The sequence below is a fragment of the Fructilactobacillus sp. X3R2C1 genome, assembly GCF_059901235.1.
Genome location: NZ_JBWXVA010000005.1, coordinates 102,857 through 119,192, shown reverse-complemented (window position 1 = coordinate 119,192; position 16,336 = coordinate 102,857). Strand labels below are relative to the sequence as shown.

Sequence of the window (16,336 nt, the reverse complement as noted above, 5' to 3'; positions counted from 1 at the left end):
CCCTCTTATTAAGCGTTGTCATCATTTGAATTATTACTTACATCAGATGCTTTTTCTGATTCGTCCTTTTTGGAAGTATCCCTCTTTTTTGAATCATCTGAAGCACTATCTTCTCCTGGACGACTTGCACTTGCAATCGCGTTGAGGTCAAATACTAAATAAAGACCATCACAGTCTAAAGTAACCGTTCGCTTTTCATTATTAATTTGATCAACAATTCCATGAAGTCTGCCAATGGTAACCACATGATCACCCTTACGCAAGTTCTTCAAAGTGTTTTGATGCTTTTGTTGTTGCTTCTTTTGTGGTCTGATCATCATAAAATACATTAAAACGAACAAAAGAATTAATACAATAATTCCAGCATATTGTGATATGTTCTGCATGTTTTCACCTCATTCTTTATTTAACAATAGCTTACCAAATTGTCGATAAAATTTCCAATTAATTTAATTAGCTTCAGGATATTTCCGGCCTAAATGTTTATAGCCAGCTCTTGTTACCATCCGTCCTCGAGCAGTCCGCTTGAGATATCCAATCTGTAACAAATATGGTTCATACATTTCAGAAATTGTTTCTGATTCTTCGCCAATATTGGCGGCTAAGGTATTTAATCCAACTGGACCACCATCGTAAAAGTCGATCATCGTTGAAAGCAAATTGAGATCAGTTCGATCTAATCCGTTCTTATCAACGCCTAAAGCATTAAGTGCGGTATCAACGTTATCAACATCAATCTCATCATGATTGGCCACCTGTGCAAAATCTCTCACCCGTTTTAACAATCGATTAGCAACTCTGGGAGTTCCTCTGGAGCGCAGCGCAATTTCGTGAGCACCATCTTCTTTAATCTTACTATGAAAGATTTTAGCTGAACGTTTCACAATCTTTTCTAAATCACGATCGTTATAGTAATTCATCCGTTCAACAATACCAAACCGATCTCTAAATGGTGAATCAAGCAATCCAGCCCTTGTGGTAGCTCCGATCAGCGTAAACGGTGGTAATTCAAAGTGAACGGGGTGCTTGGTTGAATCGTCATTTCCAATGATAATATCAACATAGTAGTCTTCCATCGCGGAATATAACATCTCTTCAACTTCTTTAGGTAAACGATGAATTTCATCAATAAAAAGAATATCACCGGGTTTTAATTCGTTTAAAAGAGCCACCAAGTCACCTTTTTTTTCAATGGCGGGACCAGTGGTTGTCTTCATATCAACGCCCATCTCATTTGCAATCACGTTTGCTAGTGTCGTCTTCCCAAGACCAGGTGGTCCATACAATAAGACATGATCAAGCGATTCTTCTCGCTGCCTAGCGGCTTGAATGTAAATCTTAAGTTTCTTTTTTAAATCATCTTGACCAATATACTGATCAAAACTTTGGGGCCGAAGTGACATTTCAAAAGAATCATCGGTTTCATCATCACTTGATCCAGAAACTATTCGATCATCTGCCATTAACTTCCTCCTAATCTACTTAGTCAATAGTTTGAGACCTGAACTAATATATTGATCAGTTGTATAGTCTGCTTCTATTTTCTGTAGTTTTGTTTTAACTTTATCAACCTCGCGTTGCTTAAAACCAAGAGCTTGTAATGCACTCAATGCATCGTCTAACTGCTTATTTCCAGTGTCTTCAACGTCATTTACCGAAATACTACCAACAAATACGTCATTAGATGTAATCTTATCCTTTAGGTCCAACACAATTTGTTGGGCAGTCTTTTTCCCAATTCCGGGAAATTTAGTTAAATACTTGATGTTTCCAGCATTAATGGCACTAATTAAACCATTACTGTCATTACCAGCCATAATTGCCAAGGCACTTTTTGATCCAATCCCGGAAACATTCAGTAATTGTTCAAAAAGTTGTTTATCCGCTAACGAAATAAATCCATATAATGCAATCCCATTGTCTGAAACCGACTGGTGGATATAAACTCGCACCTGTTGGTCAGTACTATAGTGATAGGGATTAGCTACATAAACTAAGTAACCAACTCCATCAACGTCTAAAACAATGTACTTGGGGGTCACATCCGTAATCATCCCATACAAGTATTCATACATACAATCAACTCATTTCCTATTGGATTAAAAATTAACATCTCTACTTTGATGCGGGTCCTGAATTCGCTTAAACATGGTCTCCAGATCTGAATTAGAAAAATGAACTAAAACAGGGCGGCCATGGGGACAATTAAAAGGATTCTCACACTGTGGTAATTTATCTAACAAGGCCTGAGCCTGGCGCTTATCCAGATGATGATTAGCTTTAATTGCTCGTTTACAACTCATCATGATGGCAGCTTTTTCTCTAAACTGTGCAATCGAAAGCTGTTGATTACTCAAAACCCAGTCAATCATTTCTTTAATGGTATCTTCTTCCTGACCAGCTTTAAACCAAACCGGATGCTGCCTAATGACAAAACTATTTTTCCCAAATGACTCTAAATGGATTCCATTCTTCTCTAAAAGATCCAAATGATTTGAAATAATTAAAGCATCACTGGAAGTGTAATCAAGAACAATTGGAACCAATAATTTCTGCTCGTCTTCACTCACATTGCCAACTTGTCTTCGATAGTATTCATAATTAATCCGTTCTTGAGCAGCGTGCTGATCAACAACATACATCCCATCTGAACTTTCAGCAATTAGGTACGTACCATGAACTTGACCAACATACCGTAATTGTGGAAAATCATGAGACGAATTTGGACTTTGCTGATTGTCACCAAACGGTAAGTCGACCACTTCATTTTCGTACTTTGCTTTAAATTTACGAGCGGAATTCGAATCTAAATCATTTTTTCGATAAATCATAATCGGCTGATGATGAGCTGGATAAGCATTGTGATTAGCCACTGACTTCATTGAGTCTGACTTACTAACTTGTGGAATCGAACTTTTTTGTGTATTTTGATCTTCATAGAGTTGATTTAAATTAAGTGAAATTTCCGTAGAGTTATGACGTGCAACCCCATTTTTTAAAGTCTGGTTATTAATAGCATCCGGAATCAGATTTTGTTTGGCTAAAGCATCATAAATTGTTTGTGAGACGAATGAACTCAATTCCTTCTTTTTGGAGATTCTGATTTCCTCTTTTGAAGGATGTACATTAACATCAACTAAAGTTGGATCCATCTCGATACTTAAAACGACAATGGGATATCTTCCAACCATCAGTTTTGATCCATACCCATCAATAATCGCGTGATCAATGCCAAAGTCACGAATAAATCGCCCATTAACGATCACAGATGTATATTTACGGCTTGCTCTAGTTAACTCTGGCAAGCTGACGTACCCACTTAACTTAAAGTCCGGATTTTCAGCACTAATCGGAATCATTTGCTTCATACTTCGATTGCCATAAATTCCAGCAATGACTTGTTGCATGTTGTTTCGACCCGAAGTCCGTAGGAGTTCGCGACCATTATGAGTCAAAGAAAAAGCAATTTCAGGATGGCTAAGAGCCAATCGATTGACAATATCAGATATCTTAGATAGTTCCGTAGATGGTGCCTTTAAATATTTTAGCCGGTTAGGGGTATTAAAGAATAGATCAGAAACGACGACCGATGTCCCTCTTCGTGCCTGTGATGGCTCTATCTTTACAACCTTGCCACCATGAATTTTAATTTCAGACCCCTGTTCTCTACCATCCGAAGTCCTCATTTCCACATCAGAGACAGAGGCAATACTAGGCAACGCTTCGCCACGAAATCCTAATGATTTAACTCGAAACAAATCACGTTTATTATTAATTTTACTCGTAGCAAAACGTCGAAACGCCAACTCAACTTGATCAGGAGCAATTCCAGATCCATTATCAATCACCTTAATCTTTTTAAGGCCATAATCAACCACTTCAATGTCAATTTTACTACTATTGGCATCAATTGAATTTTCAACTAGTTCTTTAACTACCGATGCTGGCCTCTCAACAACTTCTCCAGCCGAAATTTGATCGGAAAGAATTGTCGGTAATTGATGAATGTCGGACACAATATCACCACCTTAATTTTCTAACTTAGTTTTCCATTTATACACCAAATTCATAATCTGAATTGGAGTCTTACTCATAAGATCAGTATTCTCAATGTCCTCAATAATCTTACTTTTATTTTTATCTAATGACTTATCACTTTTGGGATCATCCACTTTAAACAATGCCATTTGTTCTGAATCATTTAAATCAATTGAACTAGATGGCGTGGTAGATGCTGGGTTATCCTTATGAACGGGACTTTGAGCTTGAGTAGCATGATTATCATTACTTTTTTGTTGTTCATCATCTTCTAGCTTTAAAAGAACCGTGCTAGCCCGCTTCAACAACTGATCAGGAAGGCCAGCTAACTTAGCAACATTAATCCCATAGGAACGATCGGCTGGTCCATTCATAATTTTATGAAGAAAAACCAGGTTGCCATCTTTTTCAACTGCCCCAACGTGAACGTTCTTTAAATGCTTTAACTCTTGATCTAATTCGGTTAATTCGTGGTAATGAGTTGAAAATAGTGTTTTAGCACCAATATTATCATGAATATACTCAATGATAGATTGTGCAAGTGCCATGCCATCATATGTGGAAGTTCCTCGTCCAATTTCGTCAAACAAAATCAGTGAATTAGCAGAAGCATGTTTCAAGGCTTCATTGGCTTCCCTCATCTCCACCATAAACGTACTTTTACCCGAAATAAGGTCATCGGCAGCACCAATTCGAGTGAAAATTTGATCGAATATGGGCATCTCGGCTGCATCAGCTGGAACAAAACACCCCATTTGTGCCAGGATTACAATTAGAGCTAGTTGTCTCATGTATGTGCTTTTACCGGACATGTTCGGACCAGTAATTAATAATTCAGAAATATCTGGATTCATTATCACATCATTTGGAACATAACTTTGAGCCCCCATCACACGCTCCACAACGGGATGACGTCCTGCTTTAATGTTCAAATCATGACCATTATTAAACTTAGGCTTTACAAATTGATACTTCTCAGAAATAGTCGCAAAGCTCTGCAAAACGTCTAAGCGTGAAATTCCACTCGCTAACTTCTGAATTCGCGGAATCTGCTTTTTAATCTTATCTCTGACCTGTGTAAAAATTTCATATTCTAAACTTTTAGATTTCTCTTCTGCTTCTAAAATAATCGATTCTTTTTCTTTTAGTTCTGGTGTTGAAAAACGTTCCGCATTGGTAAGTGTCTGAAGACGTTCATACCTACTATCATCAAGTTTACCAAGATTACCTTTCGATACCTCAATATAGTAGCCAAATACTCGATTATAACCAATCTTGAGGTTATGGATCCCAGTTTCCTGACGCTCTTTAGCTTCCATATCAGCTAACCATTTTTTACCATTTTTCATGGCATCCCGATACCGATCAAGTTGCTTATTATAACCATTTCTAATGACTCCACCATCCGTGACAGAAATTGGGGGCTCTGAAACGATGGCGTCTTTTATTAATTCATACACATCATTAACATCATCGAGTTTTTGATAAATTTCATCAAACTCTGGAGTATCTAGGTCATTTAAAACATGCTTAATTTTGGGAATTTGTTCAAGTGAAGTCTCCAGCTGAATCAAGTCTCTACCGTTTACTCCGCCAAATGAAATTCGTCCAGAAAGTCGCTCTAAATCATAAACTTTAATCAAATTGTCGGAAAGCTCACTCCGCTCATAATAATTATCTAAGAGCGTCCCAACTAGATTCTGGCGTTGCTCAATCTCTTTCCGATTAATTAGCGGCCGCTCTAACCATTGCTTGAGTTTTCTACCACCCATTGCCGTTTTAGTATCGTCAACGATCCATAGCAACGTGCCACTCTTTTTGCCGGTCCTAATGTTTTTAGTTAGTTCCAGATTATATTGCGAATTATGATCAATTTTCAAAAAAGAACTTGGCTCATATCTAACTGCTGGTTGAATATGAGATAAACTACGCTTTTGTGTGTCCGAAATATAAGTTAATAACATTTTAAGGGAGTCAATTAGCGTTGGATCATCAATATTAGTAATGACATTTGACCCCACCTCAGAAGTTTGATTCTCTTTTGAAATAAGAACACCGATTTCCTTTAGTTGATGAATCAAATTATCATCGATCGAGTCGTTAACTACAATCTCTTTTGAATTAAGATTAATCACTTCGTTTAAGACAGCTTCATCGCTTGCTAACAAGCTAACCTTTAACTCACCTGTAGAAAGATCAATGTAAGAAAATCCAAAAGAATGCTCATCTTTATTATAAGTAACCGCGGTTAAGTAGTTGTTGACCTTGGCATTTTCGGCATTGGCATCAGTTTGAGTTCCAGGCGTAATTAGCTGAATAACATCCCGATCTACCATTCCCTTAGCAGTCCGAGGGTCTTCCATCTGTTCACAAATTGCTACCTTGTATCCCTTATCTACTAAGGTATCAATGTAATTTTGAACGGATTGATGAGGAACGCCACACATCGGAATGGGATTATCTGACTTCCTACTTCGTTTGGTTAAAGTTAACTCCAACAATTGCGCACCCTTAATAGCATCCTCGTTAAACAATTCATAAAAATCGCCAATTCGATAAAACAAAAAAGCATCAGGATATTGATCCTTAACTTTTTGATACTGTTGCATCATTGGCGTAGTTTGTTTTGATTTTGCCATTAACATCGCTCCTCTTTAAAATTCTTGATATGGGTGATCCTTGTTGATTAAAATATTCTTAATTTTTTTAGCTTTGCCAGACTTGTTATCGACATCAATGTAGCAACCTGACAACACTGCTGCGCCAGTCTCTTGAACCTCAAACCGATTAGGACGTGCCGTCATAAACTTATTAATAACGGGTTCAAACTTCATCCCAATCACTCCATCATCTGGTCCAGTCATCCCTGCATCAGTTAAAAAGGCCGTCCCACTTGGTAAGATTTGCCCATCACTAGTCTGCACGTGGGTATGGGTACCCACTAATGCGGAGATTTTCCCATCCAAATGAAGCGCCATGGCCTTCTTTTCACTAGTAGTTTCAGCATGAAAATCCACAAAGATGATATTAAACCCGTTGGTATGTAGCTTAGCAAGAAGCGCATCCACTTTACTAAATGGATCATCAATTTCATCCATAAACACGCGACCTTGAAGATTAATCACAGCTACCTTACTACCATTAACGTTCATTTCTATGTAGCCCTTTCCTGGGACATCTTTTCCAGGATAGTTAAGGGGACGAATTAAATTTTGGGTTTGATTAATAAAATCAAAAATTTCTGGATTATTCCAGGCATGATTCCCCAAAGTAATCACGTCTGCTCCGGCATGCATAATTTTTAAATAAAGGTCATGATTAATCCCACGTCCAACCTTTGTTGCATTTTCGCCATTCACAATGGTTACCTGTGGTTTTAAGTCATGTTTTAGCAAGGGTAGATATTTTTCTACCGTTGCCACCCCAATATTACCAACCGTGTCACCTAAAAATAAAAATCGCATATCCGCTCTCCATCTTCTACTGTAATACCCTTATTTTACACTGATAAATCAAAATAAAAAAGACCAGGATAATCTCTGATCTTTTACTTGGCATATTCAACTGAGCGGACTTCCCGAATCACATCTACCTTGACATGACCAGGATGATTCATTTCCTTTTCAATCTTATCTTTAATATCTCTGGCAAGTACAATTGCTTCTGTGTCAGAAATCTTTTCGGGTTTGGCAATCACTCTAATTTCGCGACCCGCCTGAACTGCGTAACTCTTGGAAACCTCGTCAAAACTATTACTAATTTTTTCAAGTTTATCTAAACGATGAACGAAGCTTTCAAGTGAATCACTCTTTGCACCAGGTCGTGCCATTGAAATCTTATCGGCAACATCAACTAATTCTGAAATCATATAATGTGGCTCACTTTTTTGACCACCTAACTGAATTGTATCAATTACTTCTGGGCTCTCACCATATTTCTTTGCAATATCAATCCCAGCATCAACGTATGAAACATCAGTTCCACTATTTGACGACAGACCAATCTCACGCAACAATCCCGCTCTTTTCGCTAATGTAACATCTTCACCTAACTCAGCAGCAAACACTCCCGCCAATTTTGCTACTTGAATGGAGCGTGATAAAACATTTTGTCCATATGAAATTTTATATTTCAATTGACCAATTAATTTAATCAAATCAGGATTCATTGAATGAATCCCTAAATCAAAGACAACGTTTTCCCCAGTCTCTTGAATTTGAGCATCGAGTTCTTTTTTACTCTTCTCAACCATTTCTTCAATACGTGCTGGATGAATCCTTCCGTCTTTAATCAACTTTTCAAGTGCCATTTTGGCGACTTCACGTCGAACTGGATTAAAACCACTTAAAACCACCGCATTGGGAGTATCATCAATAATTAGATCAATCCCAGTCAATGATTCAAAGGTTCTAATGTTTCGACCCTCACGTCCAATGATTCTACCTTTCATATCATCATTGGGTAAAGTTACTACAGACACAGTAGTCTCTGAGACAATATCAGCAGAACTCTGTTGAAGTGCTTCAACAATCAAGTTTTTAGCATCCTTAGCAGAAGCTTCTTTAGCAGCATCGTAACTCTCTTTAATCATTTGAGCACGGGTATCAGCCAATTCTTGCTTAGTCTCATCAATTACCATCGTACGAGCTTCCTCTTTAGTTAAATTAGAAACTCTGGCAACTTCCTGTTGCCGTTTTTCAATAAGTGAATCTGCTTTTTGTTGTTTCTTTGTCAGTTCTTGCTTTTCTTTTTCAAGTTTTTCTTCTTGCCGTTCCAAAGAATTATCACGTTTCTCAAACGCACTATCCTTTCGATCAAGCGTTTCTTCACGTTTCAACAAACGATCTTCTTGTTTTTGAACTTCAAGACGACGCTTTTTCAACTCTTTTTCTACTTGAAGTCGATAAGCATTTCCCTTCTCTTTTGCCTCTAAACTAGCTTCTTTAAGCGAGTTCTCAGCTTGCTTTTCAGCATCAGAAAGGATATCTTTTGCGCTTTCATGAGCAGCATCTAACTTCTTCTCAGATACCTGCTTATAGGTGAACTGACCAATCAAAAAACCAACAACGACAGCGATAACAGCGGAAACAACTGTAACTATCATTTACATATGCCTCCGTATCACTAATAAAAAATTTATTTAAATAACTAGCATAAACGTTATTCACTTCTTAATTCTAAAGTTTAGAAAAATTAGTGTCAACTAGTATGTACAAAATAGGAGAACCAATATCCTCCTATTTTCACTTTAAATTATCATAAATCATTTTAAGACCGCATTTTGTAGCGTAATCACGAATTTCATTTCGATCCTTGCCAAAATTAAATTCACGGGTCTTAACCTCACCATCAGGTAATGAAATTCCTACCCAGAAATTCCCAGCAGGATGTCCTTCCAATTCATCAGGTCCAGCAACTCCAGTAAAAGAAACCGAAACGTCAGTATTGAGAATTGCTTTCGAATTTTTAGCCATCCAAACAGCCGTCTCAGATGAAACCACTCCATGCTTATCAATCACTTCGCTTGGAATGTGCAAGACACCCTCTTTCACTTTAACCGAATAAGTCACAAATCCGCCTGGGAAAACCTCAGAGACACCTGAGACATCACCAAGCCGACTCTGAAACATCCCAGCAGTAAGTGATTCTGCCGCAGTGATTGACAATGCTTTCTTTTTAAGGATATTAACAGCTACTTTAGCCAATGAGTTATCATCACCAAAACCATAGAAATATTTCCCTACAATTGAGTTTACTTTAAAGATCATTTCATCAATTAAATGATCGACATCTGATTTTTTCTTTCCACTCGCAGTAATTCTTAGGGTAACTTCATTTCGCTTAGCGTACGTTGCTAAAGTTGGATTCGTTTGATGAGAAATCAAGGGCTTTAATTGGTCCTCAAGTTCTGTTTCACCAATTCCAAAGAAACGCATTACTTTGGAAGCAATAACGGGATTACCACTAGCTAATTTAGTCAAAATTGGAAGTGCATATTTAGTAAACATGTGTTGCATCTCAACTGGTGGTCCCGGTAAAACCAAGTAATCACAGTTTTTAGTCGTAAGAAACATACCAACAGCAAAACCATTATCATTTGGTAATACAGTCGAACCGTGGATATATTCAGCTTGAATATCAGCATTTTGAGGCTTTTCCATTGGATAATTTTTATGAAAATGATTAATTTTTTCCAGTGCTTTTTGATTCGTATCTAACCCAAGACCCAAATGCTTAGCTAGCACAATCTTAGTAATGTCATCTTCGGTAGGACCTAACCCGCCTGTCAAAACCACTAAGTTACTTCGACTTTCAGCAAGCTTTATAACAGCTTCTAACCGTTTGTAATTATCTCCAACGGTGTCTTGAAAGTAAACATCAATTCCTAAATTTGCCAGATGACGCGCAATAAAGGGCGCACTGGTGTCAGTAATTTCACCAAGAAGAATTTCCGTCCCAACTGATATTATTTCAGCATTCATCAAACCACTCCTAACTGTATTAATTAAAATGAATCAGAAAAAACTTTTCGGTTCTTGTAAAAGTACTCAATACCAGAGTAAATGGTAAAGAATAAGCAGATGTATAAACAGATTTGGCCCATCGGAAGATTAATGTTATTAAATAATGCATTATTTAATAACAGAATAATAATCGCAATCATCTGGAAAAAGGTTTTAATCTTGCCTGGCCACGCAGCCGCAACAACTTCACCATCATTTTCAACAACAATTAAACGTAAACCAGTCACCGCTAATTCACGACAAACAATGATAGCCGCAATCCAACTAGCAACACTGCCAAGACCAACTAAGACAATGAAGGCACACATTACCAACATCTTATCCGCTAACGGGTCAGCGAATTTCCCAAAATTAGTCACTAGGTGTCGTCTTCTCGCAATTTGACCATCCAAAAAGTCCGTTAACGCTGCCACAATGAATACCACGGTAGCTAAAACCTGTGTAACTGGAATCATCGTTCCCACGATCATCACGCTGCCAAGATCCATTGGCACAACCAGTAAAATTAAAAATATTGGTATTAAAATTATTCTAAATAAAGTTAATTTATTTGGTAAGTTCAAAAGTTTATCCTCCTGAGGTTAAACGCTAAAATAACGACCTGCTATCTTTAACAGATCGTTATTTAGGTTTGGGTTAAAGTTTATTTGTAATTTTAAAAGTGACATTTCTAACTTGAGCATTCCCATTGTTAGCGGGCTTCTCTAAATTAGCTTTTTGACCGTTAATCGTGATGTCAGTAGCGGGGGCATTGCCGAGGTTAACGTTAAATTCTTTCGTGTTAGCAGGAATGGTGACATCATGAGTCTGGTTGGGATTTAAAGTTCCCTGCCAAACCTGTGATCCATTAACCGAAACAGCTGACCAAGACTTAGCATTTCCCTTTAAAGTGACCTTTGTTTCTTTTTCATTGGTTTTAACATTGTACTCGTTCTCATTAGCACCCTTAGCAATCTGGGTTCCTTGATTATTCTGATTCTTTGTTTTGGCCTCTTTGGCCTTATCCTGAGCGGCCTTCTTCGAACGCGAGCTGGCCATCGAACTTGAACTATCCGAAGATACGGAAACAGACGTTGTACTTGAAGTAGTATCTGAATTGTGATGAGCTAACTTTCCGGCTCCAACCCAGATGACGCCAATGATAATAATCACAATGACCACAATTCCAACAATCGGAATTAGTTTCTTCACACCAGATCCTGAAGGGCCTGATTCTGGACTCGTTGAGTGATGTCTAACAGAACGTTGTTTGGGCATCTCAGACTGAACTGGTTGAGGATTTTCCTTAATGTTATTTTGACCCTCACCGTTATCGTCCTCAGAAGAGCCAAACTTTTCTCCACCAGGAAGCTCGGAGTCATATTTTTGAATAAACTCGCTTCCGTTTAAACCAACTGCATCTGCAAACTGTTTAACAAAAGCACGAACGTAAAAATCACCAGGCAGTGCCTTAAAGTCATCTTGTTCAATTGCTTCTAAATAACGTTTTTGAATTTTAGTTTTCTTTTGAACGTCATCAATTGAAATTCCTGAGTCAACTCTAGCCTTACGCAATAATTGACCAATGTTTACACTTTTTTGATTTTTTTCTTCTTTATCCATATGTAAAACCCCATCGTTTTAGATTTCATTGTCAGTATATCACAACGCGTTACCTTAAAAAAAGATATACATTAGGAAATAACCTTCAAAGTTGTTTTATTAAAGTCAAAGAATTTACTAGCAAAATCAATTACCTCATGAACGGAAAGTTGGTTTAAGATTTGAATTTCATCAAAAAGATTGGTATATCCATTTAGTGGATCTCCCATTTGATTCGCAATAGCCGAGTTGGAATTCATAAGTGAAATATACTGTCCAATTTCTTCTCGTTTAATTAGGTTAAAAATCTTAGACAATTTTGCGTCGTCATTTAATCCATTCTTAATTTCACGTTCAACGGCCTTTCGAAACTCTTCTGGACGATTTGAATCCTCTACAAAGATCACAAATTGATAACCATCTTCTAGATCAAAGTCATAACCAAACGAATCATTTATGATCTCCTTGGAATAGAGTTTTTGATATGGCTCAGCATCTTCAGAAAAAATCATCGACAAAAACAATCCCAGTGATAATTCGTTTTTAGTGAATTGGACCCCACTACTAATCTCGTCAGGTCCTCTAAATCCAACCGCAACTTTCCCTCTTGTCAAATTCATAGTAGTGTGCTCATCTGATATAATCGAACTTTTCTTAATGGCATCGTTCGTTTGCCGCTTCAAGGTTAAAATCTCAGATTGACTAATTGAGGGAATGGTTCTTTCAAGTCTTTCAATCCTTTCAATCGCATCACTCTCGTTGACATTTCCAACGAGCATTAAATCCATATTGTTTGGAACATAATACTGGTTATACATTGCATACAAGTCTTCTGTCGTAATTTTGGCAATTGAATCAATTGTGCCCGCAATATCATGATCAAGTGGAGAGTTATGATACATATTTCCGATCGTATCAAAATAAATTCTAGAACCGGGATCATCTTGATACATCATAATTTCCTGTCCAATGATGCCTTGCTCTTTTTGAACTTTTTTTTCGTCAAAATACGGATGCTGAACCAAATCAACTAAAACATCTAAATTATCACCAACATGATTAGTTGTATTGAAAAGATAACTGGTTTGATCAAAACTCGTAAACGCATTTGAATCCGATCCAAATTTGCCAAACTGATCACTTGAATCATAATTTTGTTTATCAAACATTTTATGTTCCAAAAAATGAGCAATTCCGAGCGGCATCTTTCGGGATCGTTTATTTTCCAAAATCAAATTATTAATTGCACCAAAATGAACGTTTAAAATGCCGTAGGTTGAATGAAAGCCTGGCTTAGAGTCAATAAATACTTTCATTCCGTTATCTAATTGATAGCGGTAAACCGTTTCATTTAGCTTGTCATACTTAATTTCAACCATTATTAATTCCTTCCAATAAAAATTTAGCCCGCAATTTAAACTTCGAAGCTACTTGACTTACATCGTCACTGGTAACCCCTCTAACTCTATTAATCCATTGACTGGGGCTCAAATCGATCCCATATAGTTCATTAATAAAATCACCATTAAGCGTTCGGCGTTGGCTATCAAATTTAGAATAATATCCATCAATCAATGCTGATTTAATGTCTAAAAATCGCTGATCCGAATACTCTTGTTTCTGAATTAAACTAACTTGCTCACCAATTAACTGGCTAACTTGATCCACGTCTCCCGAGTTAATGCCACTTTCAATTAACACATACCCCAAAGTAGAATTATAATTACTCGAAATGTAATATGCTAAGCTATGTTTTTCACGAATATTGTGAAACATTAATGATTGTTGGGCTCCCCCAAGCAAAGCATTAAAAACAATTGCTGCGTAATAGTCATCATCATTTACGAAAATAGGAAAATCAAAAGCTAAATCAAACTTGGATTGTTCTCCATTAATTTTTTCAACCTGAGTCCTGATCAGTAAGTGGCTAAAATTGCGATTCATTGGCTCATTAAATTCCCTTCTGGATAAAAACGGTAGATGCGTCTCAATCATCTGAGTTTGTTTCTCCGAAAGATCGCCTAAAATCGAAATATAAATCTCGTCGTTTTTAAGAAGGTTTTCCCACTCTCTTACAACAGCTGCATTTTCTAAGTTTTTAATTTGCTCCTGATTTCCAATGATTGAATTGGCATAATTGGGTTGGTCGGAAAAGTAAAGCTCTCGAGCTCTCTTCGCTGCATAATAACGATGGTCATCATTAAGAGAATCTAGATACTGAATTAAATTTTTTCGTTGAATTTCAAATTGTTCATTGACGTAATGCTCACCATTAAGGTTGGGATGAAAAATAACTTCTGAAAGAAAAGTTAACGCATCGTCAAAAACATCAGAATTATCCAACGTAAATTCATCATTAACAAAGCTCATAACCACTCTCAACACACTGCGATTGCCAACTTTAAACACATTCGTGCCAAAACTGGCACCAAATAGTTCGGAAAGTCTTCTAGCCAACTTTAATTTTGAATCGTACTTGTGACTATAATTTTCCATCATTTCAGAAATCATGGTTCTAGCAGAATAATCTGCATAGTTTAACGGGGCAACAAAGTCAATTGTGATCGCTGTTGTTTTGAATTTATTACTCTCATGAACATTTAAATGAACCCCATCTGTGATTGTTTTTTTCAAACTAATTCCTCCAAAATAAAAAGCTCCCATAGAAAGAATTCTAAGAGAACTTTATCAATTAGTATAACTAATTCTTTGTAAATACGTGTTTGAATTTAGACCAAAAACCTTTTTTCTGTGGCTTAATTTTCATCAATGGAACGGTTTCTCCAAGCAAGCGTCGTGCGATGTTACGATAAGCCGTTGATGCAGGATCATCAGTATCTAAAACTACTGGTTCGCCATGATTTGAAGTAGTAATTACCTTATCATCATCAACTACAACTCCAAGTAAACTAATTCCCAGGTGATGAGTAATTTCATCAACATCCATCACATCGCCATTGTCCATCATACTTGGACGAACCCGGTTAATGACTAACCTTGGAGCTTCTTTTAAAGGATGCTTTCCTAATAGCCCTACAATTCGATCTGCATCTCGAACTGCAGAAATTTCCGGTGTGGTAACCACAATGGCACTATCTGCCCCAGCAACAGAATTGAGAAACCCTTGTTCAATTCCTGCCGGACAATCAATCAACACGAAATCAAATTGTGGCTTTAATTCATCAACAATATCTTTAACTTGGTCCTCTTTTAAGGCCGATTTATCTGTATTTTGAGCGGCTGGTAATAAGTATAAATTATCGTCAAAGCGTTTATCCTTTACCAATGCTTTTTGCAGTGGAACCCGTCCATTGGCAACGTCAACGATGTCATACATAATTCGATTATCTAGTCCAAGAACCACGTCAAGGTTTCTAAGGCCGATATCCAAATCCATCAAACAGACGCGCTTCCCCATTAAGGCTAAAGCAGTCCCGATGTTAGCTGAAGTAGTTGTTTTACCAACTCCACCCTTTCCAGAGGTAATAACGATTGCTTTTCCCATTATTCGGTTCCTCCTATTCGATTATAAAACTTCGGACTAATGTCTTTAATCTGATCTAAATTGCCATACTCGATAGTATGTAAGTCATTAATGTAAATAACAGTACGGCTGTTTTCAGAAATTCTATTCTTATTATCGCTGACGATATCAAACTGTTCTCCGATCCGAACCTGCTGGGCATCGTTTAAGTTGCCAATTACAATGGCCTCTTCATCGTTCGGAAATCCAGCGTGCACAATTCCTCTCACATATCCTAAATTATAAACGTTACCGCCCGCAAGTAATTTACCTCCCTCATGAATGGCACCAAAAAAAAGGACGTCGCCCTTGGCTGTAATCTCTTCACCATTTCTGATGGTTCTCCCAATGACGGAAACCTTATTTAAGTCCCGGATTCGGTATGCTTCTGATGTAGTAACTACATCAGCCATAAATCGCCTGATACTCATCCTTGGATATTTAGAAACAATCTCCCTTAACGTTTGCTTTTGCGCTCCAGTGAGAATCCGATTCCCGGTAAAAACATCAAAAGAAAATTGTTTAGCATTCCCTAATTCTTTTCCACTACTAAGTTGTTCCATCAAGTTCTTGAATTCATTAATGTCACTATCAAAACTACTGGTATCAGAAATATTAATTTCATAACCATTTTGAGTACCCTTTAAAACTACATTTTCCATACAGTCAA

The 16,336-nt window shown here is 37.3% G+C and carries 14 protein-coding genes; all 14 read right to left on the bottom strand.

Annotated elements, in window-relative coordinates; genetic code table 11:
• Nucleotides 1-8: 8 nt before the first annotated feature.
• The 14 genes from yajC to AC6UDB_RS06090 all read right to left on the bottom strand — a co-directional run bounded on the left by yajC (nucleotide 9) and on the right by AC6UDB_RS06090 (nucleotide 16,328).
• Entirely contained in the window at nucleotides 9-386 is a 378-nt protein-coding gene (gene yajC, locus AC6UDB_RS06155; protein WP_500694389.1) for a preprotein translocase subunit YajC, read from the bottom strand.
• A gap of 63 nt (nucleotides 387-449) precedes the next feature.
• Nucleotides 450-1,463, bottom strand: a complete 1,014-nt coding sequence (gene ruvB, locus AC6UDB_RS06150; protein ID WP_500709452.1) for a Holliday junction branch migration DNA helicase RuvB — start codon at nucleotides 1,461-1,463, stop codon at nucleotides 450-452.
• A 15-nt stretch (nucleotides 1,464-1,478) separates the two neighbouring features.
• Nucleotides 1,479-2,075, bottom strand: coding sequence for a Holliday junction branch migration protein RuvA (ruvA, locus tag AC6UDB_RS06145; protein ID WP_500696087.1), 597 nt, complete (start codon nucleotides 2,073-2,075; stop codon nucleotides 1,479-1,481).
• Nucleotides 2,076-2,099: 24 nt separating this feature from the next.
• Nucleotides 2,100-4,016, bottom strand: a complete 1,917-nt coding sequence (mutL, locus tag AC6UDB_RS06140; protein WP_500709450.1) for a DNA mismatch repair endonuclease MutL — start codon at nucleotides 4,014-4,016, stop codon at nucleotides 2,100-2,102.
• A gap of 12 nt (nucleotides 4,017-4,028) precedes the next feature.
• Nucleotides 4,029-6,677, bottom strand: a complete 2,649-nt coding sequence (mutS, locus tag AC6UDB_RS06135; RefSeq protein ID WP_500709449.1) for a DNA mismatch repair protein MutS — start codon at nucleotides 6,675-6,677, stop codon at nucleotides 4,029-4,031.
• A gap of 15 nt (nucleotides 6,678-6,692) precedes the next feature.
• Nucleotides 6,693-7,502, bottom strand: coding sequence for a TIGR00282 family metallophosphoesterase (locus tag AC6UDB_RS06130; RefSeq protein WP_500709448.1), 810 nt, complete (start codon nucleotides 7,500-7,502; stop codon nucleotides 6,693-6,695).
• Between the two features lie 83 nt (nucleotides 7,503-7,585).
• On the bottom strand, nucleotides 7,586-9,142 hold the full coding sequence (gene rny / locus AC6UDB_RS06125) for a ribonuclease Y (RefSeq protein ID WP_500696083.1): 1,557 nt from the start codon (nucleotides 9,140-9,142) through the stop codon (nucleotides 7,586-7,588).
• Nucleotides 9,143-9,281: 139 nt separating this feature from the next.
• Nucleotides 9,282-10,520, bottom strand: coding sequence for a competence/damage-inducible protein A (locus tag AC6UDB_RS06120; protein ID WP_500709446.1), 1,239 nt, complete (start codon nucleotides 10,518-10,520; stop codon nucleotides 9,282-9,284).
• Between the two features lie 23 nt (nucleotides 10,521-10,543).
• Complete coding sequence (gene pgsA / locus AC6UDB_RS06115; RefSeq protein WP_500699822.1) at nucleotides 10,544-11,125, bottom strand: CDP-diacylglycerol--glycerol-3-phosphate 3-phosphatidyltransferase; 582 nt, start codon at nucleotides 11,123-11,125, stop codon at nucleotides 10,544-10,546.
• A gap of 73 nt (nucleotides 11,126-11,198) precedes the next feature.
• A complete protein-coding gene (locus AC6UDB_RS06110; protein ID WP_500694380.1) occupies nucleotides 11,199-12,164 on the bottom strand; it encodes a helix-turn-helix domain-containing protein in 966 nt (321 codons plus the stop codon).
• A gap of 71 nt (nucleotides 12,165-12,235) precedes the next feature.
• Nucleotides 12,236-13,522: an EF-P 5-aminopentanol modification-associated protein YfmH gene (yfmH, locus tag AC6UDB_RS06105; protein WP_500696080.1), complete on the bottom strand. Its 1,287-nt coding sequence runs from the start codon at nucleotides 13,520-13,522 to the stop codon at nucleotides 12,236-12,238.
• Complete coding sequence (gene yfmF / locus AC6UDB_RS06100; RefSeq protein WP_500709445.1) at nucleotides 13,515-14,777, bottom strand: EF-P 5-aminopentanol modification-associated protein YfmF; 1,263 nt, start codon at nucleotides 14,775-14,777, stop codon at nucleotides 13,515-13,517. The genes yfmH and yfmF overlap by 8 nt, the downstream gene beginning before the upstream one ends.
• 67 nt (nucleotides 14,778-14,844) lie before the next feature.
• A complete protein-coding gene (gene minD, locus AC6UDB_RS06095; protein WP_500694377.1) occupies nucleotides 14,845-15,648 on the bottom strand; it encodes a septum site-determining protein MinD in 804 nt (267 codons plus the stop codon).
• Nucleotides 15,648-16,328, bottom strand: coding sequence for a septum site-determining protein MinC (locus AC6UDB_RS06090; protein WP_500694376.1), 681 nt, complete (start codon nucleotides 16,326-16,328; stop codon nucleotides 15,648-15,650). The genes minD and AC6UDB_RS06090 overlap by 1 nt, the downstream gene beginning before the upstream one ends.
• Nucleotides 16,329-16,336: the final 8 nt, after the last annotated feature.